This window comes from Microbulbifer sp. A4B17 (genome assembly GCF_003076275.1).
In the GTDB taxonomy this organism is placed as follows: Bacteria; Pseudomonadota; Gammaproteobacteria; order Pseudomonadales; family Cellvibrionaceae; genus Microbulbifer.
Genome location: NZ_CP029064.1, coordinates 1,406,925 through 1,433,781 on the forward strand (window position 1 = coordinate 1,406,925; position 26,857 = coordinate 1,433,781).

A 26,857-nucleotide genomic window follows, 5' to 3' on the forward strand; every position below is an offset into this window, starting at 1 on the left:
GGGCTTTCTATTTAAGGTTTAACTTCATTTCCATAAGTGATGGTTTGAAGCCGGTTTTTTCATAGGCTTTTATCGCTGAGCTATTTTGAGAGTAAACGTCAAGGTAGAAATCTTGAACACCATTCTGTTTTCCCCATGCAATTAATTTCTCTATTAGCCTTGAATTAATGCCCTTTCCTCGGTGCGCTGGTGATACATACATAAAACCTAGATAAGCATGCCGCTTATGATCAAGAGATATCTTTGAATTTCGTATCTGGGCATATCCAGTTCCAATAATCTCATCTTCGGTTTCAGCTACCAGAAGATATGAGTCATCAGATAGTATCAAATTCTCTATATTATAATAGAATGCTGATTCAGCTTTAATGGATGAGTTGTATGGCCTTTCGGCTTCGATAATGCATTGTTCAAATTTAAGTAAATCAGGAAGGTCTTCTATAAGTGCTTTTCTAAAATTTAACATCTTTATTTTCAGTGATGATAGGTTTGAAACTGAAAGCTGCTTCAGCTTGATAAGGGCCTGTATCTGCCCACTACTGTGAGCCCTTATCTGTGTGATTGCGTGAGAATAGCAGATTATACTAAAAAGGGAGAAGGAAATAATACACTGGGATCGGGACCCTATGGGACATGGATGCCGATAAGGAGGTTACAGGGATGTATTCACAGAGCGTCTCGAGTGCGGTGTATTATTTCCTGTTACCCCAGTAGTAAGTATTGAAGCAGCTTTTGTGATTCAAGCTTTGCTTGTTTAGGAAGTTAGCCCCAGAGCCCTGTCAATTGTCCAATACCCGCTGGCTATTCCAACTAGATAAATAGTGTATTTTGATTGTGTCAGAAGTTGGTTATACAAAGTTGTAATTTTCCACTTCGAGAATATCCGCTGAACTATAGATGATAAGAAAATCAAAACCAAGACAAATAATATCTGCCCCAGTTCTACACCTATATTAAAGCTAAATAATGCAGTAATTTTATGATTGTGCGGAAGGCCTAATTCCGCTAGCGCACTGGCAAACCCAAACCCGTGAAGTAATCCAAAGCCAGTGGCAACAATCGCAGGATAGCGTCGGGTTAAACTCGTTCTACTCTGTCCATTATGCGCGTATACAATTTCTGCGGCTAACAGCATAATACTCAATGGGATCAACACTTCAACAACATCTACTCTTATGGTGAATAAGTCTAAACTTGCGAGCCCTAGAGTGAGAGAGTGGCCTACTGTAAATCCGCTAATCGCTATTAAAATGCCTCTAAAGTTTCTGGCGATAAAGACTAAACATAATACGAATAGTAAGTGATCATAGCCCTCTAATATATGTGAGAAGCCTGCTTCAATATATTGTTTGACATAATCCCAAATAGTTAGGCGGGAGGGTAAGTTTATCTCTAAGACCTTGGGGCCATTAAAGAGATTAATAGTGTCACCGTCTGCTTTTTCAAAATGAATTAAGCTCGATAAGGCCGGATTGGCAATGGGGTATGTGATTTTTATTGTTAGGGGGTTATATAGCCTTGTAAAATTGTTTGGGTGGGGGTTCCTGCATAGGTAACTCTTCACATTGGGTCCGGCAGGCCGTGTTATCTCTGGTTGTATTTGGCAGAATTCGCCCTTTAAGTGTATCTCAGGTTCAGTGCCTGGCTGCATGATAGGCGGGATTTTCCATCGAAGGATATATCTGCTTTCCGTGACTTCTTTTAACTCAATGTATATCGGTCTTCCGTCATGAGCGAAACTAAAATTACTAATTGTTGTAAGTAACAATAAGAATAGAAGGGCTTTGATGATCTTGTAGGAATTTTTAGTTGGCATAGGTGATATCCACAGGTACATATGGTATCGAGGCATCCCTCTCTATTCTGTAGCCTGCCAACAGCTCTTGTATCCTAAGTTGTCTGTTTTTCTCCATTTTATTTCGTCGATAATCCTCAAGTACTAAGGGGGAGGCTTCTCTAAAGCTGGGTAGACGGCTTGTTTTGTTTTCACTAACCAAAATTAGATGTAGGCCATATGGAGATTCAAATGGACCGGACCAGGTATTCAATGGTAGTTGAAAGATACTTTCTGCCAAATTATCTCCGAAATGGCTGGCTACTAGATGGAGAGTGCGATCTACATAATTCCGATGAAAGATAAATCTGTCTCCGTAGAGGGCGGACTCCTCGAATGGAACTGATTGCTTTATTAAGTGGTTCAAGTTCTGTTTGACAGTCTCCTCTAACTTTTCTTTAGAGTGACGTCTAAAATCAAAGAAAACATGAGTGAAGGTAATAGATGCTTCAATTCGATATTTCTCGTGATGAAGCTGGAAGTAGTTTTCCAGGTCTTTTTCACTAATGTCAGTGTTACTGGAAAAGCCTCCATTTACATAGTCCAGCTTTTGAATAAGGCGCCGTCGTATAATCTGGTCATGCTTCTGTAGGCCTAGGTTAAGGGCTTCTCGGTAAAGTACTTCTTCTTTAATGTAATCATTAATGAGGTTGGACCTTTCTGGCTGAGTCAAACCCTCCCAATAACGTCGTGCGAAACTCTCGTTAAACGTTTTTTTCTGGAATTGGAGGTGCTCAATTAGTATGTCCTCGCTGATAAGCAAGGTATCTTCATAGTTGGTTCCATTTTCCTCTATTAATAACTCTGCGAAAACGAACAGCAATAAAGCGATAATAGAAAAGTGTACCAGAGGCTCCCTCTTCAGAATCTCTAATTTCCGCTGCATGAAGCTTCCTCCTTAAAACCTGCAGACAGTATTGATATCAGTACGTAAACGACGTTTTTAGATATGTTATTTGCTTGCTTTGGTGTCGAGGTTTCTGCCTGTCTTAGGGGGTATACCAAATTGGGGATGTATAGGCGCGCTCCTGGATAACGGCGGGTCCTTCAGGCGGTACCTGAATATTTCCATTATTGATTTCTTTTGTAGCTATTGCATCGTAGAGTGAATGGCGTGGAGTAGGGATTTGCAATACCCGAACATAGTAAAAGGCTCTTTCGTTCATATTAAACTTTGGATCTTGCCATAGGGTTGATAACTCTATGGAGCCAATGTTATTGGTGTATTGCCCCGTTTCTCGATTTACCGTGTCCCCCACAGGCATTAGCTGCCCTTGGTTATTAAGCGTGCGTTCCCCAGACCAGGCAACATTAAATATTTTTTCATGGCTTTTTCCTGTTGAGTCCAGCCAAGATTTAACAACCTGAATTCGATCCAGATTTGCCCCTTTAGGATCTTTTGTCGCGCGTATAAGTAGCTGAATTGGTTGGTCAGTTCTTTGTGGTTTGACTAAATCACCCCCCATAGGTACTCCATGGGAATAACCTAGTTCAGCAATATTTTCAGCATCTATAGCGTGCTTAGGAAAATTCCAGCCTGCAAAGACGCGCACCTGAATTCGAGGACCTGTAGTGGCATATACTTCACGGCGTTTAAATGCAGCGAAAAGGCTTTCTCTGGTATTTTCTTCTGCCCAAGCGGCGGCGAGTCCAGAAGCGGACATGTTCCAACCTGTAGCCTTGGTTCCGCCAATGACAGTGTTAGTTCGCTTGCCGCTTGGTACTGAGTCATGAGCAAACTTGCCCCAAAAGTTGTTCTCCTCAGCAGTTGACATACCCGTATGTGAATCTGTGGACCCTACAAACCCCAGCTTGTAAGGGTTTACACCAATTTTCTTCTGCATTTCCAGCCCTGTACGTAAGGCGGATCGGACGAAATCACCTTTAGCGACACGGTACGACTCCGGATCAGCTTGTAGGTAGAATGGATAATTCTCAAAGTCTGCGAAAGGATCGTCCGGGGAAAGCGTTGAATGGGTTTCTGAATCCCCCTTAATTTGTGTTATTTCAACCAGGGGCTCCCAGCGCATGCGTGTACGCGCATACTGTGTATCAATTGGCTCACCACGCAGAGTGGTTTCTGCAAACATATAACCTTTGGACACATTGGAGTTGTGGGGGATCGCAATGAATTCACTGCCAGTTCGTTTAGATGTCTCATCTAACCACTGCCACAAATCTTCTGGGTACTGGCTCTGATCAGACCCAAAAGGAAGATACTGCTTAGCTTTTTCCGCCCCATCAGGAGAGACAACCACCCGGTGTAAGTTGGCCCCGGTTGGTGTTGAGCTCCATTCCCAGCCAATAAAACTGGTAAAAGTGCCCGGGTTATTATGGCGCTCTGCGGCATCGACTATTGCACTCCATGCGCTTGTCCGGGTCTTATCCAGATCTCCAAGAACGGGCTCAGGGGGCGTGTTAGCTGGGTCCTGGACAGGGTCAGCGGGAGCTACTGTGTCTAGCGCCTTTTTGGGCAGTAACTCATTGAAAATATCCATACCTTCATTTATTGAGACTTTATATCTAATATGCTGCTTGGCAAACCAGCGCATCATTGACTGGTATAAGGACATATCGCTGTCGAGCTCATCTGTTTCATTCACCACTGCCCTCATAACTCCCAGCCCTTCAGCGTGATCTGAAACCACGAGAAAATCCAACGGGGTGTCTATACGTACTTTTGCATGAGTGTAGGGGTGAATAACCGGCTGCCCCTTGGCCCACCGATAAGCGGTGTCCGGAGTTGCCGAATAATTTTGACTTAAGAAGGCATCGAATGAGTAGGAGGTATGTAGGTGCATATCTCCCCAGAAAACCTGAGTGGGCTCACTAGCAGTAACACTTAGGTGAGTGATGGATAATGTAACCCCTACCAGACGTGCTATTCTTTTTATGGGATTTTTCATATTTCCAATTACCAACGTCGGTTGGCTATCTTTTAGGTGACTAGATCCTCTTAACATGTCAGGATCGTTAGGATAATCTTGGTAAATAAGGAAGTGATTGATTAGATGCTAATCATTTGGCTTTTAGGTTTCTTTGCAAATAAAGCCAATCTCTTGATCAATTAGGACACACTTGTAGATGGCTGAGTATGGACACACGACCATTGCAACTTGGGTATTACCTATTATTGAGGCCCTAAAACCATTCTGTTCTACCCAAGAAATTTTGCAGCGTGCAGAAATTGACCCTAAATGCATAGTGGATGCGAACCAGAGAATTCCTTTAGAGAATATGAAAAAACTATGGGGGCTCGCTGAATCTATATCAGGTGATGATTGTATCGGCCTGCAAGTCACTAAGTATGTGAATCATACAAACCTTCATGCCCTGAGTTATGCCCACTTGGCCAGTAGCTCCATCAGGGAGAGTTTACTGAGATCTGCTCGATTCTCAGAAGTGGTTACCACCGCTATGCGAATCAATGTTCATGATGAACAGCAGCAAGTAATAGTATCCTGGGAAAAAGTTGACGATTTTCCATATGAGCCAAGCATCCATGCTATAGATGCCTTTATGGCTCTGCTAATAAAGTCCATAAGAAAGATATGCCCCGATGTACATCATCATTTGATTTCTATTAATCTGGAGAGGCCCAGACCTGCCACCCTTGAGCGGCATCAATTGATGTATAAGTGCCCAATTAACTTTTCGGCAGACATTTGTGAGATTAGATTTAAACAAGAGTTTGTTGATCGAAAGCTCTCTTCGGGAAACGATGAGCTGGTCAGGGTCAACGAGCAAGCCCTAATTGGTTATTTGGAGCGTTTGAAGAAGAATGACATAGTCAGTATGACCAGTAGAGTGCTTGTTGATCTGATGGCTACAGGTAATTTTTCACAAGAGGTTGTGGCCAAGGAGCTTGGTATTAGTTGTCGTGGTTTGTATAGAAAACTAAAAGAAAGAGGTTCCAGTTATCAGACTGTTCTAGATGAAATACGCCAGTATCAGGCTGTGCAGTACCTTAAGCAAAACGATACCCCGATCACATCAATCGCCTACAAACTGGGATTCGGAGATACCAGTAGTTTTTCCAGAAGCTTTAAAAAATGGACTGGACAATCTCCACGAGAGTTTCGGACTAAGCATAGTAGAGATGTTTCAACAGAAAGCTGTATAGATTAAGAGCGATTTAATATCACAACATGTGAGAATACCCGGCAGCGCCGGCGCATATTGTCGAGTTCCTCATCATCAAATTGAAACCTCTCTGTAATTGTTGCGACCCACCAGTTATAGGGGCTCTTATTTCTGTCAGGAATTCTCTCGATACCCATTAATTCCCCCGCTTGCGGTCAAGTAAAATAGGAATAAAGCCGCAGCGAAATATAGGGGGACACGAATAATGCCTGCAATTCTATTTGGGCCCCGCTCATCTTTACTCTTTGAGTGAGGTGAACTTTTAGGGGGCGCATCAAAAAATTCTATCTCTTAAGAATTGTAAAAATAAAGCCATTACTATCCCTTCTAGGATGGCCACCTAAAATCCCCAAAAATACTTAAGCAACTTTGACTGATAACAGAAGGGACTTATGGTAAGTAGCAGTATTGAAGATCTATTCTTCTGAGTTCTTTCGAGTGAGCTTAATAAAAGCACCAGAATAAATGGTTTGTTTTGTGAATAACTCAGATTATTCAAAGCGTAAAGTTAAAAAATATAGGCACAAAAATAATCTTATTGGATTTTATTAAGTTTGTTTTAGTGTCAAAGCTGCGTAAAATCAATGGATACTTATTGGTATTTTGGTCGGCGTTGAGCCGCATTTTAAAACGCCAGCTACCAAAGAAGTTTAACTGAGTCAATAATTTTCTAAAATCAACCTATCAAAGGAGAGCGGTATTGTGACGTAAAAGAAAGTAAAAGGCGCTGACCCGAGGTGGTGGAACACCCAGGGCCAGCTAACCAAATTGATAACCGAACTATCAAAATGGCTATATGTATCATACGCTAGAAACCCGCTCGTCTTCAATAAACTGGAGAGTATTGAGCAGTTTGGAGAGGTTCTCCAAGCTATGGGAGCGTAGTGCTCGCCTTTTCTTCTTCTATGCCTACCGTTCTCGTGCACCCCCTCATATTTCCTCAAAAAGTTACCTATAAAGCCTTCCACTAAGGGTGGCCTACAAATGGTTTGAATCTCAGAGGAAAAAAATATGTTGATCTTAAAGCGCCGGACGGGTCAAAACTTAAGGATTGGAGCAAATGTCTCAATTACCGTACTGGAAGTTAAAGGTAATCAAGTGAAGATAGGCATACTTGCCCCCAAATCCCTGCCTGTTCACCGTGAAGAAATATATATACGTGTACAAAGGGAGCGGGCACTCGGAAGAGGAGATCGTTGATAGTCCCGCTGTGGCTACGGATTTCCCAAAGCATCCATGTCAAAACCATGATGGTAGCGGTTTTGATATAGGGTGCCTTTGCTGGTTACCCCTATTTGCTGGATGTAATTAAAGGATTAGTGTTGGGCCGACCTACCAATATGCCATAGGTGCCTAATTTATGGGCGTCCATGATCGTTCAAACTCAAATGAAAAGCTGCTCGACAGTATTGTTGAGTAGAGATTCATTGCTGATTGGGAGCTGCCCATCTCTGACCCGCACGATGGGTGGTGTGGGGGCCGGTAGCTAGAAACTACCGGTTACCCAATTTAAGATTGGTCCGTAGCTCTTTCCCATTCATCTGCATAGCCACTTGACCGTAAATATGAACGTAGGGAGTTCATTATGTATTCGTTCCAAGCCGCAAGATCTTTATAGCCACAAACCAATCTTCCTTCCTCTATATCCTCTACAGATAAGTCAACCATAGACCAGAAGAATTTTGCTAAATAAAACGCCTCGCCTCTATCAGAAACCATACCTTTAGAAATTATAAGGCTTGTTTTTTGATCGTTGAGGAAGTTTGCGTAGTGAAGAATAATATCTTTTTCTTCTTCGAATCTATATTTGATCATAGAACGTCTTGTGCCTCCCTAATAATCGACATTCTGTCAGCAAGCCAAATCAGCTTTTGATGTAATTGGGCTGTGGTCATTTTGCGAGTGACCGTCAAGAAATAATGCTGTTTATCCCTCTCGTCAGCGACAAATTCAAGTCCTTCTGGTAGATCACATTTTTCTACTACCCAAAATACATCAACTGGACTACCTTTGGCATGTTTCTTTTTAAGTTTGTACTGATCCTTCAAATGATGCCAATGAGCCGAAAACGATAGTCCCATTCGTTGGGTAGAGATTCAGCGGATAGGGAACCGGCCATTACGGACCGGCACGGTGGGTGGTGTGGAGGCCGGTAGCTAGAAACTACCGGCTACCCGATTTATGCGTCTGTCCCTGCCTAATTACAATGACATCTATGTGTTTACCAAATAGTGCTTATTTACGATTAGCCCAAGGAGATTTATTTTCAAACGTTGAGATATACAGATTCTCGACTTTATCTCGCGCCCACTGGGTTTTACGTAAAAACTTGAGCGAAGACTTAATTGATGGGTCGCTCTTAAAGCAATTGATATTAATCCTATCTGCCAAACCATCCCAGCTATAATGCTCTTGCAAACGTGTAACAACTTTCTCAAGAGTAATACTATGTAGCGGATTATTTGGTTGTTCTTTACTCATTCTTCAATTAATACTCTATGTTTAATGACGCATAATGCCGTGAACATGGGCTGATGAAGTTGGTACCTAATCGCAAATAAAATTAGGTGACAGGCTTGCAAGTCCGTTCCATAAACTTATTATGTGTTTAAAGCCCTTTAATAATTATAATTGATATACTAATAAATGTGGATATAAGTAATATAGTGATACATTGTTTGAACCTTTGATTACTTCGTTTTGTTAACTTTTGAGTAAAGGTGGAATCTGTTTCGATAGCATCTTTTAATAGAATATTTGAGCTAGATTGCAATAGTTCACCTATCTTTTCAGCTTCCTCTGGGCTCATTTCAGTCTTCGATGATATTTCAGATATCCTCTGGTGAATCGATGACAGCTCATTGAATTCAGCCTTGTTGATTTTACCTGACTGAAAAAACTCTTCCTGCTTTTCTCTCAGTGTAGTTACATCCACGATTTTTCCTTACGCATAACGCCTTGCACAGGTGCCTCTGGAATGGAGCCGCTTTGTGCTAGCGTAGCGTACAGCACAAAGCGAACGGAGTATAGGTAGTGGGATTCAGCAACTTGTTAAAAGCTTACTGGGACCAGTAACCCAATATATGGTATTTGCCAGACTCTTCAGGTTTTAAACGAATGCCGAGAGCTCTAAAGCCAGGGCAGGTAATGAGAGCATGATTGCTAGCGTTACCATCACCTATTGGTTGTTTGGCATCACCTTCGAGAATGTTGAGGGTGCATAACGAGCCAATGTTTCGCCGCTTGTTGAATTCTGAGTGTGTGCTGTTTCTGACGTGAACAAAGCTATCTGTACTCCCTGACTCCAATAGAGATCTGACAGCCGTTGAAAGTGCCTGATATGATAAGGCACTAGAAGATAGAGCAGTCAAAATTAATGCTGCGACTAATTTCATAACTTTTAACGCCTTATACGCAGGCGACTGGAACGACGTGTAGCGAGTCCAGCCTGTATCCTTTGTGGGCGATTGTGCCACAATTTGTAAGTACTATTTAACAGCATTGATCTGAACTACCGTGACATTAGCAATGCGACCACCACGCCACCAAGTCCCTTTTGTACCAATCTTAAGCCTTTTATGGTGATACTCACGGCGCTCTTCACTTAATATCCACATATTGGCAAATCCTTCATTAGGAATATTACCTGGAGTAGCATCTCTTATGACTCTGCCATCTTCATCAAGAATCTCTGGCCAGATCATGTGTATACCTTCAACTTGCGGATCATCCCCGTCATATAGAAAATCCACTCTCATTCCTTGACCCGGCTTGACATTTTTATTCTCTTCAGAAAGGTCTATCTTGTACTTGACTACAAAATCCGGCTTTCTTCCGGATCTTTCTTCATAAGGTATATGTGCTTTCATATAAGGCGCTAACATGAAGTTGTAGGGTGCCGTAGGCGTCCCGGGCAGCTTGCTATCGAACGCCGACGTCTTGTTATGCCTACTGGTTTTATTACATAAATGTGGTTCGCACAGCGTTTACTGTTAAGGCTAATAATGGAATGTTTGATAGAGCAAATATTAAAAACCTGATTTCAACTTTGTTGAAGGTTGCTTGCACAATACTATGAATTACTCGAATACCGACATATGCCCATGCCAGAATGAAATTTATGTCATCTCCTGCGCCAAGGACTGCAAGTGATATTGCCAATGCATAGAAAATAGTTGGTTGCTCCATCAGATGATTATAATTATCAGCTTTCCAACGAACATGGGGAGGCAGGGTTGACATTTGCTCTCCGCGAGGAGCATTCGGATCAAGCTTTAATTTAGCTTTCTTTACTGCAGGCAATCGTGTTGCGTACATCCACAACCACATAACCATTGACCAAGCTATCAAGGCAATTACAGGTTGAATTATTTGGGCACTTTCAATCATCCGTTGATTCCTTTTTATTATTTACTGATGTTAGAGAGCTGAACGCGGGATAACGGCTACAAAAATGGGCTGTTGGAGCATCGCGTAGGCCATCCCGTGAAGGGCCAAAGTCCCGCAGTAATGTGTCTGTGATTGTTAAGCACTTATCTCATTGGCCTCCACCATACTATGGCGAGGAGCTATGTCCCACAATGCCGGTAACGCTCCAAGAACAAAGCCACAAAATAGCGTTTGAATTTGTACAGGCCAAAATGCAAGCTTCACTCCTACACCGTAAATAGCATATGAATTCAAGGTAACATCTAGCACCATAACTATGGCAGCGAAAATTAGGCCTGCTCTCAATTTAGCTATAAGCAAAACCACCACAAGGAGATCAATTACAGACAATGCAGTCCAGAACACATTAAAACCGAATGGCGCGAAGGTATATGGGAAAGGGCCACCATTTACGATATCTGCTACGTGATTAATGCATCCGATCATAAAGCATGCAGCAATTACATAAATATATATTTTTTTTAACCGTGGCACGATATTTCTCTGTATGCTTAACGTCCAGCAACCAATGGAAGCGATTGCTGTGGGTTGTTAAATATCACTGCTTTAAAGGATTTGGTCCTGTTGCTATGCACTGCCTTGATTCTTTTATTATGTATTGCTGATTCAAAAAGATACAGTGTTCGCCATCCATCGCCACGCTATGCCTGCCATCCTTCTCACGATAAAGCACCATAATTGAAACGATATAGCCACCATCTGTTGCATAAGCATGAAACTCATAATCAATAGGTTGGTTTGTGCTCGTTACATTCTTTACATAATATTCCTGAGCGGCATTGAAGGCCAGGATTACTTTATCTGACGGTGTATAGTCTTTATGTGGATACCATTTAGGGGGCACAAATTCCGTGGCCATTGCTAGTGATGAAAATAAAACTATAAAAAGTGCGATTACTCTCATTAGATGCCTAACGCCCCTTGCCTATGCTTGCTATGTGTTTTACCAAGCTTTATCACTAATTTCCTCACCTTTATCGGAGATATGAAGCCACGTATATGGATTGTACTGGTTTGTTCCGTGGGAACAAACAACTTTGCAATGAAAGTGTTCATATAGGTCGAGTGCACATTCTCGATCATTTCCCCATTTGGCAACACCTTCAAACACGAGAAAAAGGCACGAAAATTCTGTGAAATCATTTAGGCCAGTGGTGACGGTTACAGAAACACGGTCATGGTGAAATTTGCCGTGATAGATATACAAATCGTCTTCATGCTCTACTTGCTCTACAAATTAATTGATCTAGACACCCACCAAGCAAAAAGGATAAGCCGCCAAACCTATTGGGCCATGATTCATGGGTGTCCTATTTGTGTGATTTGTGTGTTTATGCACCAAGGCGTAAACCAACATTAAAAAAGGCAAACATTATTGATGTTGATAATGTTGCAGCAAGAGCATAATAAAACCAGTGATATCTAGTGAAATGAGATATAAACCTTACGAGTGACAGGGCCGCTAAAATCAATGCCACAACGAACAAGAAAGATACATATAAAGCTGCCAGGCCACCACCATATGTTGCGATAGCATCTCTCCCCGTAACTATTAGAACAGTAGCTAAGAATGATGAAAGCGCTTGGTCGCCTAGGAAGCTTGATAGATTTGAATATGTGAACTTTTCATCTGTGTCAGGAAGCTCTAAGAACTCCTTGAATTTACTGTCCGGTATTTTAGTTAAAAGTCGTGTAATTAATGGAAGGGAGATAATTACAAAGAGTACACAATTAACAAATAAAATCATGAACTCTGACTTGTCATCTATCGAGGTACCCTCGAAGATAGCGGCAAAGAATACGAAATTTAGGAATAAAAATAGACAGAAAACTATAGCCGATATTAGTGACTCCCATTTCCCATATGATCCTACGAGGAATCGCATATGTCTCTCCTTAAATTTAGCGCCATTACTAATGGCCGCATAAATGCTTGGCTAGAATTGGTGACGCAGGAGTGCAAGCCAAGCGTTTTACGTTCCTGTAGTGCTTTAATACTTCCGGACACTTCGCTAAGCTTGTAAAGCTACCAAATGAGGTGAAGTAAGACAATAAAAGGTACACGCCGGAAGGAGAAGACAGATCGAGGCACCCACCAAACAAAAAGCATAAACCGCCAACCCTATTGGGCATGATTCATGGGTATCCTATTTGTGGCACTTTTTGTGTTCTTTTTGTGTTCCTTCCGCTGAGGGCCGAAGGCCCGGAGCATACTGCCCGGCTTAGTTGTGCAGGCTATTTCTGCACCTCGAGACAATCTGAAAAAACAGAGGGGAAATCAATAGCTTCATTTTTGGGAACCTTCATCTGCCTCCTAAACTTACTCACCTGGCGTAACAGTGTTAGCGATATTTTCTTTGAAGCAGCTTCACAAGCAATTTTTGTCTGAAATCCAGAAATCGTCTCAAACTGCACATCGTTCAATGAGCCTGGCTCGTTCACTAGGCTCATCGTCATAATCAAAACCCATTCTTTCACAAAAAATCCTCGAAATAATTGATCTAGGTACCCACTAAGCAAAAAGCATAAGCCGCCAACCCTATTGGGCATGATTCATGGGTGTCCTGATTCGGTGCTCCGCTAGAAACTACCGGCTACCCGATCTAACTGATTTCTAGTTGAAAATTCTGAGAACGATAGGGAAAGTAAAATTTACCTGCGAATCCTAGCTTTTTCAGAATGTGCTTCATTGCTAAAGATTTTCTTTTTACTCTTGAGGTTACCTTGTGACCTGACTTGAATTTACTTAGCTCATTTTTGAGTAAAGCCTCAGAGATCCCTTTTTTACGATGTTCTACAGCAACACCGACCATATAAATCTCTGTTTCATTTTTGGTCCGCTGAAGATTCCACATAAAACCAACTGGAACACCTCTTATTTCTGCCACCTGTAGACTAGATGGATACTCCTTGTCGGGCATTGGACATACGCCATCGTTTATAGTTCTTTTAAACTGCTCAATAAGTCCTGCTTGAAAATTTTTCAGGAGAAAAACAGGGTTAAAATGATCGCGAGCGTTTCTCACCAAAAATTCAAGAATAAACCGATCATCAGTATGAGTGGCGTGACGAATTTTCATAACTCTCCATAACCAGTTAACATTTATATAGTACTCATTCTGACCACTATTATCCAGATTGCTATCCTGGAATCAATCTTACGTCTTGTCTAAAAAATATTATCCAAATCAAAAGCTTACTTGTTTTTATGTCAGTCGTACCAAATATAAAAGTGATCAATTTGACTGCTATCCTCAATATAGATTTACTTTGTAACTCATTGTATTTCAATAAATTTTTGCTTATCAAAGCCGTTCTAGAAAAATAACAGTCAAACTGATCAAAAATATTCCTGTGTGCCCTCTTGTTGCTGGCTGGGACTAGAAACAACCAACAGATCTAGACAGAACCAACAGATCTAGACACCCACAGAACAAAAAGCATAAGACGCCAACCCTGTTGGGCCATGATTCTTGGGTGTCCTGGACTGTTCTTGATGATTCATGGGTGTCCTATTTGTGCTGTTAATACGGCTAACACCTGCCTCAAAGGCCGGAGGTGTGATTATTGGGCATGACTCATGGGTGTCCTATTTGAGCCACCCAGTGTGGATGCGCACGATGGGTGGTGTGGGGTCGATAGCTGGAAGCTACCGGCTACCTAATTTAGATTTTGTTAATAAAGTCTGCGAGCCTTTGCCCAATGCCTTTGTCATTTTCGTTCAATCCTGTTGTAGATGTATTGCTTGGTTCATTTACAACAACTTCAATATTCCCTATTTCATCCCGCATTTCTCGTAGTTTGACTTGTATTTCACTTTGATGGGTGTCGAGTGCAGCCATCAAAGCACTCTCGGAAGCTCTTCTATAGATCCATACAATAGCCAATAAAGAAATTACAATTACGAGTATCAGAACCATATCCAGAATACTTCGCTGAGCTGGCTCACTGTACATCGTGATCTTATGATTGCCACTATCATCTATGTAATTTACGTTATACGAAATTGGCGACTCCGAAAACATTGTTATTTTTAAGTTCGAATTGCTTGATAGCCTCTCAAGAGAAATGTTTAGCTTACGCCCTTTAGCTTCTGGCCTGCCTATATTTTCATCGCTGGATAATTCGAATTTTGGTATTTTTTCTGAAAAACCTATTATTATCTTAATGTTCTTTGAGGCAGATCGTCCTCGATTTTTAAGATTAAGCGTATCAATATACCCATTCTGGCTAATGAGCGGGTTTAGCTTGATAGTGTCATTAACTGCAACTATGTCTGCCTTGTTACTTATATTTGATACGCTATCACTAAGAACTAGTCCAATGAATGCAACTAGAAAGCTCAATGTTGATACCGCTAAAGATATTTTCTCACCCCAGCCCAGTTTGCTAACTGTTGAAGACATGCAGGCCTCCTCGCGCATTTAGATTCAGTACTACATGCTCCTTTGGAACTTCATCTTTGTAGGTAAACTCGATATATTGAAGCCCTTTATTTCTAGACGTTAGGTCATCAAGAATACTGAGGGACTTTTGATGTGTCCTATTATCAAGGTCAAACGACAGGTAGCAGTCGTTGATAATTAGCTGGGGGAAATTATAAATGCCTTCTTTGGCGACTTTTGCAATTGCTAGAACTAGTATGAATCTAGAAAATGTCTCCTCTCTGTACGACATGGTTTTGCTTCGATCTTTTATAAATAATTCCAAGTCATCAAAAAATCTCCTTTCAAATCCCACGTATTGATTGAGGCTAAAAAATGCATCTTCTATTTCAGAAACCTTAGATCTTAGCTCAAAGTCGGATCGCTCTTTTATTTTCTCGAGTTTTGAGGTGGCATTAATTAGTAAGTATTCTTTCTCTCTGAACTCATCAAAGAACCGCCCTTTGGTTAATTCAATTATGTCATCTAAATCTTCGATCTTTACGTTTTCATTCAGCCTAACTGCCAGTGATCTGGAAAATTCATCGACAATCCTTTCAGTTTCAATGTTTTTAGAAACTTCTTTTTTTAAGGTGTGTATGTCTTTTTCAACGGATTTTACTAAAGATACATTTATGCCACATATTAAGTTAATAGCTTCCCACTGCTGGCGCCTGTTGGTTGATCTTTCTTCTGATAGAAAGCAAAAATCCAACAGTGCTAAAACAGATTCCGTGTCACTGCCATATGTATAAGTGGGTGAAAGTGCATCTCTTAAGAATTCATCTAGCTCCTTTGATAGTGCACGATACTTATATGTTTCGCCCTTGTGTGAAATGGAAAGATGTGCACTACCAATCTCTCTTCTAAATTGAAAATCATATTCATTAATGCAAATCTTGAGCTCAATTTTGCTTATGTGCCCATGCAAGATGGACTTGGTTAAACCGAGTGCATATTTAATACAATTAAATATGGTGGTCTTTCCTGTTGCATTGTTGCCGATGATGTAATTCGGCCCATCTTTGAAATGGATGTGAGTATCATCAATTTGAAGTGATACTAAATTTAAACTATTCACTCATACCTCTTTTCCTCTATCTTTCGGAAATCTAACGATCACATTTGTGGCCGGTTTGAAGCGTAGCGGAAAACCAGTTTGACAACATATGTTTGTTAGGCTTATCTGATTCTGTGTTGCTGTAACTCATTACCAGTACACTCTTTATAGAGTGCATTCATTGCTGTAAATGTATCTGCCAATTCAGATTTTGCGTAGTCTAAAAATCCACTCTTCCTTAAGTCATGTGGGAAGGGTTCATTATTTTCTTCAGCTAGAAGCGCCTTAATTAATCCAGTTCTAACGTGGCCCATATTTCGCACTTCTTCGTACGACCATTGAGCAAGATTGAACAAGTTGGCATCTAGCTCTGCAATGCTAGCAATAAACTTTTCGTAGTACTTATCGTGCACTATCGGTATCGAACAGCTCTCTATCAAATCATCTCCATCATATCCATGAATATATTCTTGACCTGATTCTTTTATAAGAAGCGTGTAATTAGCGTTTGGGTGGTCTTCTTCCTGATTTTCTATGTCAGTGACAATCTTAAGTAACCGCTTCAGTGCCCACAGGTTCAGCTCTAATTCTTCAGAAATTAATGACATATAAGCGAAGAGCTTTCTCTTTGATTCCCGTCCCTTTTTGAAAAGCTCTAACACTTCCTTAACTATAAAAAGTAATATTGCCACTATAACCGTGACAGGTAATAAGCTGATCTCTCCTCTCACGACCTTGTCAGCCAATTTAGGAAAGCCTTGAGATGAGGTTACTTCCAATGAAAAAGAGAGCAAAACATACGCAAATGCCATAAGAACGACTGCAAAAATAGCTCCTAACATTTCTGGCATAAGATTTCTCAATAATGCTTTGATGCGAACCCTCCTTCTGCCTAACTATTTACATAGAGATCATTCTGACCACTATTATCCTTATTGCCATCCTGGAATCAATCTTACGCCTTGCCTAAAAAATGCTATTCAAATCAAAAGCCTACCTGCTCTTATGTCAATCGTAACAAATATAAAAATGATTACTTTGGTATACATCCCAAATATGGACTCACTTTGTAATCAATTATTTTCCAAAAAATTTTCACCTATTAAAGCCATTCTGAAAAAATAACAGTCAAACTAATCAAAAATATCTCTGTACACCTTTTTATTACTCGCTGGGGCTAACACATATAGAGCTGGTGTTGAGCAAAGCAACGGCCTAGTTGTTTGCAAAGCTAAAGAATCACTGGGTGATTTCGTGGTGCCTCTGGCTTACAGAGCGATTCAACTCCGCGTTGCGACTTCCTTAAAGGCCTAGACATTTCTGCGTAGCTGCGCCTTGACTGTGAACTGTTCTGAAAGCCAGAGGCACTAAGGAGTTGTTCAGAGCTTCCTTAGGTGCGACTTCTCAACCGAGGCATTCTTTGGGAGAGGTATTTTAAGAGAGCCCAATTGGCCTCTTCCCCTCTAGATCTCACTTTCCTGACTTCCAAGTCTACACCCCAAAATGGCCAGTTCCGTTTATGACTAGTTCCGATACCGTCCAATCCATACACTGGTAGTCAGAAACGAGAGAAACTTATGAAGATTGATGCAGCAGTTTGCTCCAGTGCGCGATTGGCCCGAGACCGGCGCTTTGATGGGTGCTTCTATACCGCAGTGAAAACAACCGGCATTTTCTGCCGCCCGATCTGTCCCGCTCGGCCTCCGCTGGAGCGCAATGTTACTTATTTTGAGACTGCGGCGGAGGCGGCCAATGCGGGCTTTAGGCCCTGTCTGCGCTGTCGACCCGATTCTGCGCCGGGCAGTCCAGCTTGGGGATTGGTATCGACCACCGTGCAGCGCGCTTTAAAACTGATGCGCAGTGAGCGCGAGCCTCAATCTGTGGAGCGACTGGCAGAGCGTCTCGGAGTCAGCAGCCGCTACTTGCGTCGTCTGTTCTCTGAGCACCTGGGGGTAAGCCCCTTGGCAGTTTGGCAAACCGAGCGGGCACTGTTTGCTTTTCGTTTACTGCGGGATACGGACCTGCCTATTGCTGAAATCGCTTACGAGTCCGGTTTTAACAGCTTGAGACGCTTTAACGGCGTATTCAAACAGATCTATCAGCGCACCCCATCCGAGGTGCGCAGGGAGGGACACGCAGTGCGCGCGGAGAAGGCGAGTGCCACACGGGTGCGGTTGTACCTGGATTACCGCCCGCCATTAGATTGGCAACAACTCCTGGCTTTTTTGGGAACTCGCGCTTTGGCCGGGGTAGAGCAGGTGGAGGGGGAGGTCTATTCACGCAGTTTCGAACTGGATGCCTGTCGCGGCGTGATGGAGGTTTCCCTCGATCCGGAACGCAATCGCCTGGTAGTGGAGGTTTTTGGCCAGGAAGGTGGGGCAGGGTTATACCTACTGAACCAGCGCCTGCGCCGGCTGTTTGATCTGGATGCGGATATTGAGGAGATCCAGACGGTATTAAATGAAGATCCACTGCTGGCGGATCAGTTGGCGAAGAATCCGGGCCTGCGCTTGCCCGGTGCCTGGGACCCATTCGAATATGCACTGCGGGCGATTCTCGGTCAGCAGATCAGTGTCGCGGCGGCGACCACTATTGCCGGACGTATAGTGGCTCGCTACGGGGAGTCTTTTGTGGATGATGCTGGCAGAGAGCGGTTTTTATTCCCAACGGCGGAGCGTCTCGCCGAGGCGGATTTTGCCGATCTGGGCTTGACTCGGGCTCGGATGAAAACCCTACAGGAGTTTGTTGCCGCAACTTTGGATGGCCGTGTGAGTTTTGCCGATCAGTCCCTGGAGGATTGGTGCAGCCAAGCCACGGCACTGCCGGGTATTGGCGATTGGACGGCGCATTATATTGCTATGCGTGGCCTGTCGATGCCGGATGCTTTCCCCGTGTCGGATTTGGGTATTCTGCAAGCCCTGGGCAGTGATGGTGAAAAGGCAAAACCCAAGCAGGCCCTGGAGCGGGCAGAGCAGTGGCGGCCCTGGCGGGCATATGGAGCCATTTTGTTGTGGCAGTCCCTGAAATCTGGAGAGAAAAAATGATTGTCTATGAGAGTTACACCACGGAATTGGGTGATGTTGCCATCGCGGCCTGCGAGCAAGAAGGGGAGGGGCTTTCCCGGGGGATAGTTGCACTCCAGTTTTATGACGATGAACGACCATTGCGTTTGGGGGCCGGTTGGCAGCGGGGCGCCTCGGAGCTGACAGATTTGGCCGCCCAGCAGTTGCGGGAATATATCGTCGGCCAGCGCAAAAATTTTGATCTGCCTCTGGCGCCAAAGGGCACTGAATTTCAGCGCCGGGTTTGGGATGCGCTGTTGCAAATTCCCTTTGGCGAAACCCGCAGTTACAGCCAGCAAGCCCAGTGGCTGGGCCAGCCACGGGCTATCCGTGCAGTGGCGCGGGCCAATGGTGCGAACCCGATTGCCATCGTTATTCCCTGCCACCGCGTAATCGGTGCCAATGGCAGCCTTACCGGCTACGCCGGCGGCCTGTCTTTGAAAGCGCGCTTACTCACTCTTGAGGGTGCCAACTTTATCCAGCAGGGCGAGCTGCTCTAACGGGTAATATTGGGAAAAGCGTAATCATCTCTCCCTAGCCACGGCCTCTTTGGCGCGAGATAATGAGCGGTTCATAATCATATCGAGCCGGAGGCCAAATGCTGTACAGATTGGGGGATAAACAGCCACAACTGGAAGGTGAGGGCCACTATATTGCGCCCGGTGCCCATGTGATTGGAGATGTGCGTATGCTTGCGCACAGCTCCGTATGGTTTAACGCGGTGGTGCGCGGTGACTGTGCGCCGATCACTATCGGTGAATACAGTAACGTACAGGATGGCTCGGTACTGCATGCCGATGTGGGTGTGCCATTAACCATCGGCACCGGTGTCACCGTAGGCCATAAAGTGATGCTGCACGGCTGTGACATTGGTGATTACAGCCTGATTGGTATCAATGCCGTGATCTTAAACCGGGCCAAAATCGGCAAGTGCTGTATCATTGGCGCCAATGCGCTGGTGACCGAGGGCACAGAAATCCCCGATTACTCTATGGTGCTGGGCTCTCCCGGCAAGGTAGTAAAATCTCTCGATCCCGCCACCTACGAGCTGCTCAAAGCCAGCAGCGATCACTATGCGGCCAACGGCAAACATTTCGCCAGTGAACTGGTCCCGCTTGAGGCTAATGATGTCTGAACAACCGGTAAAAACCGTGGAGCCGAAAGAGCGCCCGGTGAAATCCCCCTGTATCTCCGTATGTGCCCTGAATGAGCAGGACCTGTGCGAGGGCTGTTTTCGCAGTGGTAACGAAATCAGCCGCTGGGGCTCCATGAACAATGATGAGCGCCGTGCAGTGTTAAAGCTCTGCACCGAGCGCGCGCGGCAAATGGGCCGAATCTGGTAAACAATCGATAGCGCTTTGTCGGGGCCGGGCCTCGCAGGGCCCGGAACTAAATGCGACTATGACCCAACCCTTTGTCCACCTAAGAATTCACTCAGAATTTTCCCTGATCGATGGCCTGGTAAGAATCAAGCCGGCCATCGCCCGCGCCCAGGAGTTGGAAATGCCAGCCCTGGCGATTACCGACCAGTGCAACCTCTACGGGCAGATTAAATTCTACCGGGCCTGTTTGGGTTCCGGTATCAAGCCGATTACCGCAGCGGATTTTTGGCTCAGCGAAGGCGGTGAGGGCAAGCCAACGCTGATCACGCTCTATGCGATGAACGCCGATGGTTACCGCAATATTACCGAGCTGATTTCCCGCGCCTGGATGGAGGGCCAGTACCACGGTAATGCCTATATCAAGCGCGAATGGGTTAAGGAGTACAGCGAAGGGGTACTGATGCTGTCCGGTGCCAAGTACGGCGATGTGGGCCGTGCCCTGGTAGCGGGGCGCCGCGCCCAGGCAGAGGAGCTGGCACGGGAGTGGGCGGAGTTATTTCCCGGCCGTTACTACCTGGAATTACAGCGCACCGGTCGCGCCGGCGATGAGGACTACCTGCACTCGGCGGTGAAGTTGGCCCAGAACCTGAACTTGCCAGTGGTAGCCACTAACGACGTGCGCTTTATGGATGAGAGCGAGTTCGAGGCCCACGAGGTGCGCGTCTGTATTCACGAAGGCCGCGCTCTCGATGACCCTCGTCGCGAACGCCGTTATTCTGCGCAGCAGTATTTCCGCACACCGGAAGAGATGTGGGAGCTGTTTGGCGATATTCCCGAAGCCCTGGAAAACACCGTGGAGATCGCCAAGCGCTGCTCCGCACCGATCCAGCTGGGTAAATACTTCCTGCCGGAATATCCGATTCCCGAGGGTATGACCGAAGACCAGTTCTTCGAAAAGGTCTCCTATGAAGGTATGGAGCGGCGCCTCGCCACCATCCTCGACAAGTCCGCTGCGGACTATGCCGAGCGCCGCCAAGTCTACGAAGACCGCTTGCGCTTTGAGCTGGATATCATTATCCAGATGGGATTCCCCGGTTACTTCCTGATCGTAATGGACTTTATCCAGTGGGCCAAAGACCACGATATCCCGGTGGGTCCGGGGCGGGGTTCCGGTGCCGGCTCCCTGGTGGCCTACTCGCTGGACATTACCGATCTGGACCCGCTGCAATACGACCTGCTGTTCGAACGATTCCTGAACCCGGAGCGGGTTTCGATGCCTGACTTCGATATCGACTTCTGTATGGAGAAGCGCGATCGGGTAATTGGCTACGTTGCGGACAACTATGGTCGCCAGGCGGTGAGCCAGATTATCACCTTCGGAACCATGGCCGCGAAGGCGGTGGTGCGGGACGTGGCGCGGGTGCAGGGCAAGTCCTACGGCCTCGCCGACAAGCTGTCCAAAATGATTCCCCCCGATGTGGGCATGACCCTACAAAAGGCTTTCGACCAGGAAGAGATCCTGCGGGAATTCCTCGACCACGACGATGAGGGCCAGGAAATCTGGGAGATGGCCCTGCAACTCGAAGGTGTGTCCCGTAACGTGGGTAAGCACGCCGGTGGTGTGGTTATCGCCCCCACCAAGCTTACCGACTTTGCGCCGCTCTACTGTGATGAGACCGGCGCGGGTCTGGTAACCCAGTTCGATAAAAACGATGTGGAAGATGCGGGCCTGGTGAAGTTCGACTTCCTCGGCCTGCGGACGCTGACCATCATCGACTGGGCCAAGCGCATGGTGGACGAGACCCGTGCGCGTGAGGGTGAGGAACCCCTGGATATTGCTGCGCTACCGCTGGACGATGAAGAAACCTTCAAAATGCTTAAAAGAGCAGAGACCACGGCGGTATTCCAGCTGGAATCCCGGGGTATGAAGGACCTGATCAAGCGCCTACAGCCGGACAACCTGGAAGATATGATCGCCCTGGTGGCCCTGTTCCGTCCGGGCCCGCTGCAATCGGGCATGGTTGATGACTTTATTAACCGTAAGCACGGTCGCGCCCAGGTGGCCTACCCGGATGCCAAATACCAGCACGAAAAACTGCAACCGATCCTGGAGCCCACTTACGGGGTTATTGTTTACCAGGAACAGGTTATGCAGATCGCCCAGGAGTTGGCGGGCTATACCCTCGGTGGTGCCGACCTGTTGCGTCGTGCGATGGGTAAAAAGAAACCGGAGGAAATGGCCAAACAGAGGGCCACTTTTGAAAATGGGGCAAAAGAGCAAGGAATTGACCCCGAACTTGCGATTAAGATCTTCGACCTGGTAGAGAAGTTCGCAGGCTATGGTTTTAACAAATCGCACTCTGCGGCTTACGCACTGGTGTCATACCAGACCGCTTGGCTGAAAGCGCACTATCCCGCCCAGTTTATGGCGGCGACCATGTCTTCGGATATGGATAAGACCGATAAGGTGGTGACCTTTATCGAAGAGTGCCGAGCCATGGAGCTGGTGCTGGTGCCGCCAGATGTGAATCTGGGTAGCTTCCAGTTCTCGGTGGATATCGACAATCGCATTATCTACGGTCTCGGTGCGATTAAGGGCCTGGGTGAAGGTCCGATTGAAAATATTATTGCGGCGCGGGAAGAGGGTGGTCCCTTTACTGACTTGTTCGACTTCTGCTCGCGGGTTGACCCACGCAAGGTGAACAAGCGCGCGCTGGAGGCACTGGTGCGCTCTGGGGCACTGGACAGCATAGGCCCGGATACCAATGGTGCCGACGGCTTGGATTACTCCCGCGCAGTGTTGTTTAACGCGCTGGATGAAGCGGTAAAAGCGGCGGAACAGCAAAAGGCCAATGCCAATGCGGGCATGATGGACCTGTTTGGCGAAGTGGTGCCCCAGGCATCGGAAGGCGATGTGTACGAGGATTTCCGTCGCACACGCTGCTGGAGTATCCGCGAGCGCCTGGAAGGCGAAAAGAATACCCTGGGTCTGTATCTCACCGGGCACCCGATTGACGAGTATGCCGGTGAGTTACAACACCTGGTGAAGGCGCGAATCGCCGATTTGAAACCCGGCCGGGAATCGCAAAAAGTTGCGGGCCTGGTTGTGGCGATGCGGGTAATGAAAACAAAACGCGGTGATTCCATGGCTATTGTTACCCTGGATGACCGCAGTGGCCGTATTGAAGCGGCCATGTTCAGCGAGGCCTTTGGCGAACATAGAGACAAGTTGGCCAAAGATGCATTGCTGGTATTGGATGGACCGGTTGCCACTGACGATTACAGCGGCGGCCTGAAGATGACAGTGAACAGCGTTTCCACGCTCGATGAGCTGCGCCAGAGCCGGGTGACCGGGGTGCGTTTGCGAGTGGATAGCGGCAGTGTGGCACCGGGGCTGGCCAAGCGGCTGGCCGCATGCCTGCAACCCTATACCGGTGGTCAGTGCGGGGTGAGCCTTGAGGTTTCCCGCCACGATGCCCGGGGCTTGTACCGACTGCCGCCGCAGTGGAACGTAGAACCGAATGACCAGATGATTCAGTCCCTCAGAGAGCTTCTGGGGCGTGAGCAGGTGGCGCTTCAATACGCAGAACGGCGTTAAAGTCTACCAGGCTCGACTGGCTGGTTCTGTACAGTTAAGCTATGCCGCTGTGATAGCCCGGTGGTAACAAAAAGAGTTAAAGGCGCAGATTTCATGAATTTTAATTTTCTCGAGTTTGAGCAGCCCATTGCAGAGCTGGAAGGCAAGATAAAAGAGCTGCAGCTTGTGGGTGATGATAACGAGCTGAATATCGCCGATGAAGTTACCCGGTTGCGGGAGAAGAGTAGAACCCTGACTGAGTCCATCTACTCCGATTTGAGCCCGTGGCAGGTAGTACAGGTAGCCCGCCATCCGCAACGTCCCTACTCAAAGGACTATATCGAGCGCTTGTTTACCGACTGGGATGAGCTGCACGGCGACCGCCACTTTGGTGACGACAAGGCGATTATCGCCGGTATCGCGCGCTTAAATGGCAAGCCGGTAGCCGTGATTGGTGAAGAGAAAGGCCGCTCTGTAAACGAGAAGGTTGCGCGCAACTTTGGTATGCCTAAGCCGGAAGGTTACCGCAAAGCCCTGCGTGTTATGGAAATGGCCGAGCGCTTTAAAATGCCGGTTCTGACCCTGATCGACACTCCGGGAGCCTATCCAGGTATCGACAGTGAGGAGCGCGGAATCAGTGAAGCCATTGCCCAGAACCTGGCAGTGATGTCCCGCCTGCGCACGCCGATTATTTGTACCGTAATTGGTGAAGGTTCCTCCGGTGGCGCACTGGCGATAGGTGTGGGTGACCAGCTGAACATGCTGCAGTACTCCACCTACTTTGTGATTTCCCCTGAGGGTTGCGCCAACATCATCTGGAAAACTGTCGAGAAAGCGCCTTTGGCCGCTGAGGCGATGGGGGTGACTTCCAGCGTGTTGGAAGAGTTGGGTATTGTGGATGAAACCATCCCCGAACCTCTCGGTGGCGCTCACCGCGACCCGGATGCAATAGCCAATAGCCTCAAAGACCGTCTCAGTGAGCAGCTGGACCAGCTGAGCAGCATCCCCATCGATGAGCTGCTGGAGAAGCGCTATCAGCGCCTGATGAGCTACGGCAATATCGTTTCCTAAGCTGCTTTTTTGATTTAGGGAGTTGTTCAGAGGCTCCCTTGATCCTTTCCCGCCGCGCCAAGTGTATAAATTTATTGCTCTTGTGCGCGGCTGGTGTTTCCTTCCTATCCCCTTCTTTCCCTACTCATAGATACTAGCGATTGTGTGCCATTTTCCGCGCGATTGAGTTTTCCCTTTCGCTGTCCTTCTGTCTGAAAAACCCATTATTTACAAGACCGCTTTGTGGTCAGGGTTGTCAATGTAGATAGGTTATTGGACTCCCGGGAAGTCTTGGAGGGAAATAACGTACTCAAACAGGTTGATCTACTCTTTCGAGAGAAGCCGTTGAGAGAGCGGCGCAACTGGCCTGGTAGCAGGCAGTCTGGAGCTTGACGGCCGCTGTATGTCCACGCTGCCTCCATTTTGAACCCCCTTATCGAAAAGCCCTCTGAGGCGGCGCTGCCTCCATGATAGAAAGTACCAACAATAAAGATTGGTGCAATAGGCACAGGTTTGCTCGGATAAAAATATCGACCGGAGAGACCTGTGAGCTGAAGTCTCAGGATTAATAATTATGGCAATAATGCAGAGTAATACAGCAACGGAAGCTGCACAGATACCGACGGGTGACCAGTCGGGGCACAGGTTTGCCCTGGTGGCGCTGACCTCACTATTTTTTATGTGGGGCTTTATCACCTGCCTGAATGATATTTTGATTCCCTACTTGAAAGGAATTTTCGAGCTGAACTATGCCCAGGCAATGCTGGTGCAGTTCTGCTTTTTTGGTGCTTATTTCCTAGTTTCCCTGCCTGCCGGTGCCCTGGTCAGTAAAATTGGTTATCAGAAAGGGATTGTGACCGGCTTAAGTATTTCGGTGGTAGGCTGTTTGCTGTTTATCCCCGCTGAAAGAATGGAAGTCTATGCACTGTTCCTCGGTGCACTGTTTATTCTGGCTTCCGGTATTACTATTTTACAGGTTTCCGCCAATCCTTATGTAACAGCACTGGGCGATGAGCGCACGGCGCCCAGCCGCCTGACCCTGACCCAAGGCTTTAACTCCCTGGGCACTACTATCGCCCCTCAATTTGGTGCATTGCTGATTTTACCAGCTGCCGGCGTTGCAGCGGGTGCTGCCAGTGCTGCTGTTATTGAAGTTCCCTACCTGATCCTGGCCTCCGCGTTGGCGATCCTGGCTATCGTCTTCGCATTTTTGAATTTGCCAGCAATTGTCAGTAGTGCAACTTCTGAGTCTGTTTCCAATACTGAAGCCGCTTCCGCCTGGAGCTACCGTCACTTGGTGTTGGGCGCGATCGCTATTTTTGTCTACGTAGGTGCCGAAGTCTCTATCGGCAGCTTCCTGGTGAACTTTATCGCTGAGGATTCCATCGCCGGTTTGGAAGAATCTGAAGCCGCCTTCTATATCTCCCTGTATTGGGGTGGCGCTATGGTTGGTCGCTTTGCCGGCGCTTTAATTATGCGCTTTATCTCTGCTGGCAAAGTGCTCGCAATCTGCTCTATCGGCTCCTGTGTATTGTTGTTGATTACTGTTACGGGTAGCGGCTATCTGGCGATGTGGGCGGTACTGGCTGTGGGTCTGTGCAACTCTATTATGTTCCCGACTATCTTTAGTTTGGCGCTGGCCAAGCTGGGCCCATCGACCAGTCAGGGCTCCGGAATCTTATGCCTGGCCATTGTAGGCGGTGCCATTGTGCCGTTGTTACAGGGGCTTCTGGCTGACCAAATTGGTATCCAATTGGCGTTCGTTCTGCCGATCTTCTGTTACCTCTATATTCTCTACTACGGTCTCTCAGGACACCGTACAGATAAACGCGCTTAAGTTTTCTTTTCTTCTCTTCTGAGCTCGTTTGCCGGCATTTTTATGCCGGCTTTTTTGTGTCCGGAATAAATGGCCAATTTGAAATGTATTTGATTGTGG

Annotated in this window: 29 protein-coding genes; 9 read left to right on the forward strand and 20 right to left on the reverse strand. The window is 46.2% G+C overall.

Annotated elements, in window-relative coordinates; all coding sequences use genetic code 11:
* Window positions 1-7: 7 nt before the first annotated feature.
* The 4 genes from BTJ40_RS06225 to BTJ40_RS06240 all read right to left on the reverse strand — a co-directional run bounded on the left by BTJ40_RS06225 (window position 8) and on the right by BTJ40_RS06240 (window position 4,740).
* Entirely contained in the window at window positions 8-466 is a 459-nt protein-coding gene (locus tag BTJ40_RS06225; RefSeq protein WP_108732275.1) for a GNAT family N-acetyltransferase, read from the reverse strand.
* Window positions 467-754: 288 nt separating this feature from the next.
* Entirely contained in the window at window positions 755-1,816 is a 1,062-nt protein-coding gene (locus BTJ40_RS06230; RefSeq protein ID WP_157953920.1) for a HupE/UreJ family protein, read from the reverse strand.
* A complete protein-coding gene (locus BTJ40_RS06235) occupies window positions 1,806-2,720 on the reverse strand; it encodes a peptidyl-prolyl cis-trans isomerase (RefSeq protein ID WP_108732277.1) in 915 nt (304 codons plus the stop codon). The genes BTJ40_RS06230 and BTJ40_RS06235 overlap by 11 nt, the downstream gene beginning before the upstream one ends.
* Before the next feature lie 103 nt (window positions 2,721-2,823).
* Complete coding sequence (locus tag BTJ40_RS06240) at window positions 2,824-4,740, reverse strand: DUF3604 domain-containing protein (RefSeq protein ID WP_108732278.1); 1,917 nt, start codon at window positions 4,738-4,740, stop codon at window positions 2,824-2,826.
* 178 nt (window positions 4,741-4,918) lie between these two features.
* Between BTJ40_RS06240 and BTJ40_RS06245 the strand changes: the two genes are divergently transcribed.
* Window positions 4,919-5,962: an AraC family transcriptional regulator gene (locus BTJ40_RS06245; protein WP_108732279.1), complete on the forward strand. Its 1,044-nt coding sequence runs from the start codon at window positions 4,919-4,921 to the stop codon at window positions 5,960-5,962.
* On the opposite strand, the gene BTJ40_RS22205 is transcribed toward BTJ40_RS06245, so the two are convergent.
* Window positions 5,959-6,114 (reverse strand): hypothetical protein, encoded by a 156-nt coding sequence (locus BTJ40_RS22205; protein WP_157953921.1) that lies wholly within the window; start codon window positions 6,112-6,114, stop codon window positions 5,959-5,961. The two genes, BTJ40_RS06245 and BTJ40_RS22205, sit on opposite strands and share 4 nt — an antisense overlap.
* A gap of 874 nt (window positions 6,115-6,988) precedes the next feature.
* Between BTJ40_RS22205 and csrA the strand changes: the two genes are divergently transcribed.
* A complete protein-coding gene (csrA, locus tag BTJ40_RS06250; protein ID WP_108732280.1) occupies window positions 6,989-7,177 on the forward strand; it encodes a carbon storage regulator CsrA in 189 nt (62 codons plus the stop codon).
* Between the two features lie 309 nt (window positions 7,178-7,486).
* On the opposite strand, the gene BTJ40_RS06255 is transcribed toward csrA, so the two are convergent.
* From BTJ40_RS06255 to BTJ40_RS06325, 15 genes are all read right to left on the reverse strand, one after another.
* A complete protein-coding gene (locus BTJ40_RS06255) occupies window positions 7,487-7,792 on the reverse strand; it encodes a hypothetical protein (RefSeq protein ID WP_108732281.1) in 306 nt (101 codons plus the stop codon).
* Entirely contained in the window at window positions 7,789-8,025 is a 237-nt protein-coding gene (locus tag BTJ40_RS22705; RefSeq protein ID WP_108732282.1) for a hypothetical protein, read from the reverse strand. The genes BTJ40_RS06255 and BTJ40_RS22705 overlap by 4 nt, the downstream gene beginning before the upstream one ends.
* A gap of 187 nt (window positions 8,026-8,212) precedes the next feature.
* Window positions 8,213-8,458, reverse strand: a complete 246-nt coding sequence (locus tag BTJ40_RS06265) for a VF530 family DNA-binding protein (RefSeq protein WP_108732283.1) — start codon at window positions 8,456-8,458, stop codon at window positions 8,213-8,215.
* Between the two features lie 127 nt (window positions 8,459-8,585).
* Window positions 8,586-8,912 (reverse strand): hypothetical protein, encoded by a 327-nt coding sequence (locus BTJ40_RS06270; RefSeq protein WP_108732284.1) that lies wholly within the window; start codon window positions 8,910-8,912, stop codon window positions 8,586-8,588.
* Between the two features lie 124 nt (window positions 8,913-9,036).
* Window positions 9,037-9,372 (reverse strand): hypothetical protein, encoded by a 336-nt coding sequence (locus BTJ40_RS22210; protein WP_157953922.1) that lies wholly within the window; start codon window positions 9,370-9,372, stop codon window positions 9,037-9,039.
* A gap of 93 nt (window positions 9,373-9,465) precedes the next feature.
* Window positions 9,466-9,846, reverse strand: a complete 381-nt coding sequence (locus BTJ40_RS06275) for a hypothetical protein (RefSeq protein WP_108732285.1) — start codon at window positions 9,844-9,846, stop codon at window positions 9,466-9,468.
* A gap of 91 nt (window positions 9,847-9,937) precedes the next feature.
* Complete coding sequence (locus BTJ40_RS06280) at window positions 9,938-10,366, reverse strand: MAPEG family protein (protein WP_108732286.1); 429 nt, start codon at window positions 10,364-10,366, stop codon at window positions 9,938-9,940.
* A 135-nt stretch (window positions 10,367-10,501) separates the two neighbouring features.
* Window positions 10,502-10,900 (reverse strand): hypothetical protein, encoded by a 399-nt coding sequence (locus tag BTJ40_RS06285; RefSeq protein WP_108732287.1) that lies wholly within the window; start codon window positions 10,898-10,900, stop codon window positions 10,502-10,504.
* A gap of 64 nt (window positions 10,901-10,964) precedes the next feature.
* Window positions 10,965-11,330: a hypothetical protein gene (locus BTJ40_RS06290; protein WP_108732288.1), complete on the reverse strand. Its 366-nt coding sequence runs from the start codon at window positions 11,328-11,330 to the stop codon at window positions 10,965-10,967.
* Between the two features lie 427 nt (window positions 11,331-11,757).
* The gene (locus tag BTJ40_RS06300) at window positions 11,758-12,312 is read right to left on the reverse strand and encodes a hypothetical protein (RefSeq protein ID WP_108732290.1); all 555 of its coding nucleotides are present in this window, start codon (window positions 12,310-12,312) and stop codon (window positions 11,758-11,760) included.
* A gap of 349 nt (window positions 12,313-12,661) precedes the next feature.
* Window positions 12,662-12,904: a hypothetical protein gene (locus BTJ40_RS06305; protein ID WP_157953923.1), complete on the reverse strand. Its 243-nt coding sequence runs from the start codon at window positions 12,902-12,904 to the stop codon at window positions 12,662-12,664.
* Window positions 12,905-13,029: 125 nt separating this feature from the next.
* Window positions 13,030-13,506 carry a GNAT family N-acetyltransferase gene (locus BTJ40_RS06310; RefSeq protein ID WP_108732292.1) on the reverse strand — a complete coding sequence of 159 codons (477 nt, stop codon included), beginning with the start codon at window positions 13,504-13,506 and terminating at the stop codon, window positions 13,030-13,032.
* 585 nt (window positions 13,507-14,091) lie between these two features.
* Window positions 14,092-14,832: a hypothetical protein gene (locus tag BTJ40_RS06315; protein ID WP_108732293.1), complete on the reverse strand. Its 741-nt coding sequence runs from the start codon at window positions 14,830-14,832 to the stop codon at window positions 14,092-14,094.
* Window positions 14,816-15,931, reverse strand: a complete 1,116-nt coding sequence (locus BTJ40_RS06320; protein WP_108732294.1) for an ATP-binding protein — start codon at window positions 15,929-15,931, stop codon at window positions 14,816-14,818. The genes BTJ40_RS06315 and BTJ40_RS06320 overlap by 17 nt, the downstream gene beginning before the upstream one ends.
* Window positions 15,932-16,032: 101 nt before the next feature.
* Window positions 16,033-16,761 carry a hypothetical protein gene (locus BTJ40_RS06325; RefSeq protein WP_108732295.1) on the reverse strand — a complete coding sequence of 243 codons (729 nt, stop codon included), beginning with the start codon at window positions 16,759-16,761 and terminating at the stop codon, window positions 16,033-16,035.
* A gap of 726 nt (window positions 16,762-17,487) precedes the next feature.
* Between BTJ40_RS06325 and BTJ40_RS06330 the strand changes: the two genes are divergently transcribed.
* The 7 genes from BTJ40_RS06330 to BTJ40_RS06360 all read left to right on the forward strand — a co-directional run bounded on the left by BTJ40_RS06330 (window position 17,488) and on the right by BTJ40_RS06360 (window position 26,758).
* Window positions 17,488-18,954: a DNA-3-methyladenine glycosylase 2 gene (locus BTJ40_RS06330; protein ID WP_108732296.1), complete on the forward strand. Its 1,467-nt coding sequence runs from the start codon at window positions 17,488-17,490 to the stop codon at window positions 18,952-18,954.
* Window positions 18,951-19,472 carry a methylated-DNA--[protein]-cysteine S-methyltransferase gene (locus BTJ40_RS06335; RefSeq protein WP_108732297.1) on the forward strand — a complete coding sequence of 174 codons (522 nt, stop codon included), beginning with the start codon at window positions 18,951-18,953 and terminating at the stop codon, window positions 19,470-19,472. Before BTJ40_RS06330 ends, BTJ40_RS06335 begins: the two co-directional genes overlap by 4 nt.
* A 98-nt stretch (window positions 19,473-19,570) precedes the next feature.
* Window positions 19,571-20,107, forward strand: a complete 537-nt coding sequence (locus BTJ40_RS06340; RefSeq protein ID WP_108732298.1) for a gamma carbonic anhydrase family protein — start codon at window positions 19,571-19,573, stop codon at window positions 20,105-20,107.
* Entirely contained in the window at window positions 20,100-20,315 is a 216-nt protein-coding gene (locus BTJ40_RS06345) for a DUF1289 domain-containing protein (RefSeq protein ID WP_108732299.1), read from the forward strand. Before BTJ40_RS06340 ends, BTJ40_RS06345 begins: the two co-directional genes overlap by 8 nt.
* Before the next feature lie 58 nt (window positions 20,316-20,373).
* Window positions 20,374-23,892: a DNA polymerase III subunit alpha gene (gene dnaE / locus BTJ40_RS06350; protein ID WP_108732300.1), complete on the forward strand. Its 3,519-nt coding sequence runs from the start codon at window positions 20,374-20,376 to the stop codon at window positions 23,890-23,892.
* 93 nt (window positions 23,893-23,985) lie between these two features.
* On the forward strand, window positions 23,986-24,942 hold the full coding sequence (locus BTJ40_RS06355) for an acetyl-CoA carboxylase carboxyltransferase subunit alpha (protein WP_108732301.1): 957 nt from the start codon (window positions 23,986-23,988) through the stop codon (window positions 24,940-24,942).
* Between the two features lie 553 nt (window positions 24,943-25,495).
* Entirely contained in the window at window positions 25,496-26,758 is a 1,263-nt protein-coding gene (locus tag BTJ40_RS06360) for a sugar MFS transporter (RefSeq protein ID WP_108732302.1), read from the forward strand.
* Window positions 26,759-26,857 lie beyond the last annotated feature (99 nt).

What these genes read in the sequence shown, in the direction of transcription:
- BTJ40_RS06265 (WP_108732283.1), bottom strand. Translation starts at nt 8,458, where the DNA reads ATGAGTAAAGAACAACCAAATAATCCGCTACATAGTATTACTCTTGAG.
- BTJ40_RS22205 (WP_157953921.1), bottom strand. Translation starts at nt 6,114, where the DNA reads ATGGGTATCGAGAGAATTCCTGACAGAAATAAGAGCCCCTATAACTGG.
- BTJ40_RS06360 (WP_108732302.1), top strand. Translation starts at nt 25,496, where the DNA reads ATGGCAATAATGCAGAGTAATACAGCAACGGAAGCTGCACAGATACCG.
- BTJ40_RS06290 (WP_108732288.1), bottom strand. Translation starts at nt 11,330, where the DNA reads ATGAGAGTAATCGCACTTTTTATAGTTTTATTTTCATCACTAGCAATG.
- BTJ40_RS06225 (WP_108732275.1), bottom strand. Translation starts at nt 466, where the DNA reads ATGTTAAATTTTAGAAAAGCACTTATAGAAGACCTTCCTGATTTACTT.
- BTJ40_RS06245 (WP_108732279.1), top strand. Translation starts at nt 4,919, where the DNA reads ATGGCTGAGTATGGACACACGACCATTGCAACTTGGGTATTACCTATT.
- csrA (WP_108732280.1), top strand. Translation starts at nt 6,989, where the DNA reads ATGTTGATCTTAAAGCGCCGGACGGGTCAAAACTTAAGGATTGGAGCA.
- BTJ40_RS06330 (WP_108732296.1), top strand. Translation starts at nt 17,488, where the DNA reads ATGAAGATTGATGCAGCAGTTTGCTCCAGTGCGCGATTGGCCCGAGAC.
- BTJ40_RS06275 (WP_108732285.1), bottom strand. Translation starts at nt 9,846, where the DNA reads ATGAAAGCACATATACCTTATGAAGAAAGATCCGGAAGAAAGCCGGAT.
- BTJ40_RS06335 (WP_108732297.1), top strand. Translation starts at nt 18,951, where the DNA reads ATGATTGTCTATGAGAGTTACACCACGGAATTGGGTGATGTTGCCATC.
- BTJ40_RS06355 (WP_108732301.1), top strand. Translation starts at nt 23,986, where the DNA reads ATGAATTTTAATTTTCTCGAGTTTGAGCAGCCCATTGCAGAGCTGGAA.
- BTJ40_RS06280 (WP_108732286.1), bottom strand. Translation starts at nt 10,366, where the DNA reads ATGATTGAAAGTGCCCAAATAATTCAACCTGTAATTGCCTTGATAGCT.
- BTJ40_RS22210 (WP_157953922.1), bottom strand. Translation starts at nt 9,372, where the DNA reads ATGAAATTAGTCGCAGCATTAATTTTGACTGCTCTATCTTCTAGTGCC.
- BTJ40_RS06310 (WP_108732292.1), bottom strand. Translation starts at nt 13,506, where the DNA reads ATGAAAATTCGTCACGCCACTCATACTGATGATCGGTTTATTCTTGAA.
- BTJ40_RS06315 (WP_108732293.1), bottom strand. Translation starts at nt 14,832, where the DNA reads ATGTCTTCAACAGTTAGCAAACTGGGCTGGGGTGAGAAAATATCTTTA.
- BTJ40_RS06345 (WP_108732299.1), top strand. Translation starts at nt 20,100, where the DNA reads ATGTCTGAACAACCGGTAAAAACCGTGGAGCCGAAAGAGCGCCCGGTG.
- BTJ40_RS06255 (WP_108732281.1), bottom strand. Translation starts at nt 7,792, where the DNA reads ATGATCAAATATAGATTCGAAGAAGAAAAAGATATTATTCTTCACTAC.
- BTJ40_RS06230 (WP_157953920.1), bottom strand. Translation starts at nt 1,816, where the DNA reads ATGCCAACTAAAAATTCCTACAAGATCATCAAAGCCCTTCTATTCTTA.
- BTJ40_RS06235 (WP_108732277.1), bottom strand. Translation starts at nt 2,720, where the DNA reads ATGCAGCGGAAATTAGAGATTCTGAAGAGGGAGCCTCTGGTACACTTT.
- dnaE (WP_108732300.1), top strand. Translation starts at nt 20,374, where the DNA reads ATGACCCAACCCTTTGTCCACCTAAGAATTCACTCAGAATTTTCCCTG.
- BTJ40_RS06240 (WP_108732278.1), bottom strand. Translation starts at nt 4,740, where the DNA reads ATGAAAAATCCCATAAAAAGAATAGCACGTCTGGTAGGGGTTACATTA.
- BTJ40_RS06340 (WP_108732298.1), top strand. Translation starts at nt 19,571, where the DNA reads ATGCTGTACAGATTGGGGGATAAACAGCCACAACTGGAAGGTGAGGGC.
- BTJ40_RS06325 (WP_108732295.1), bottom strand. Translation starts at nt 16,761, where the DNA reads ATGCCAGAAATGTTAGGAGCTATTTTTGCAGTCGTTCTTATGGCATTT.
- BTJ40_RS06300 (WP_108732290.1), bottom strand. Translation starts at nt 12,312, where the DNA reads ATGCGATTCCTCGTAGGATCATATGGGAAATGGGAGTCACTAATATCG.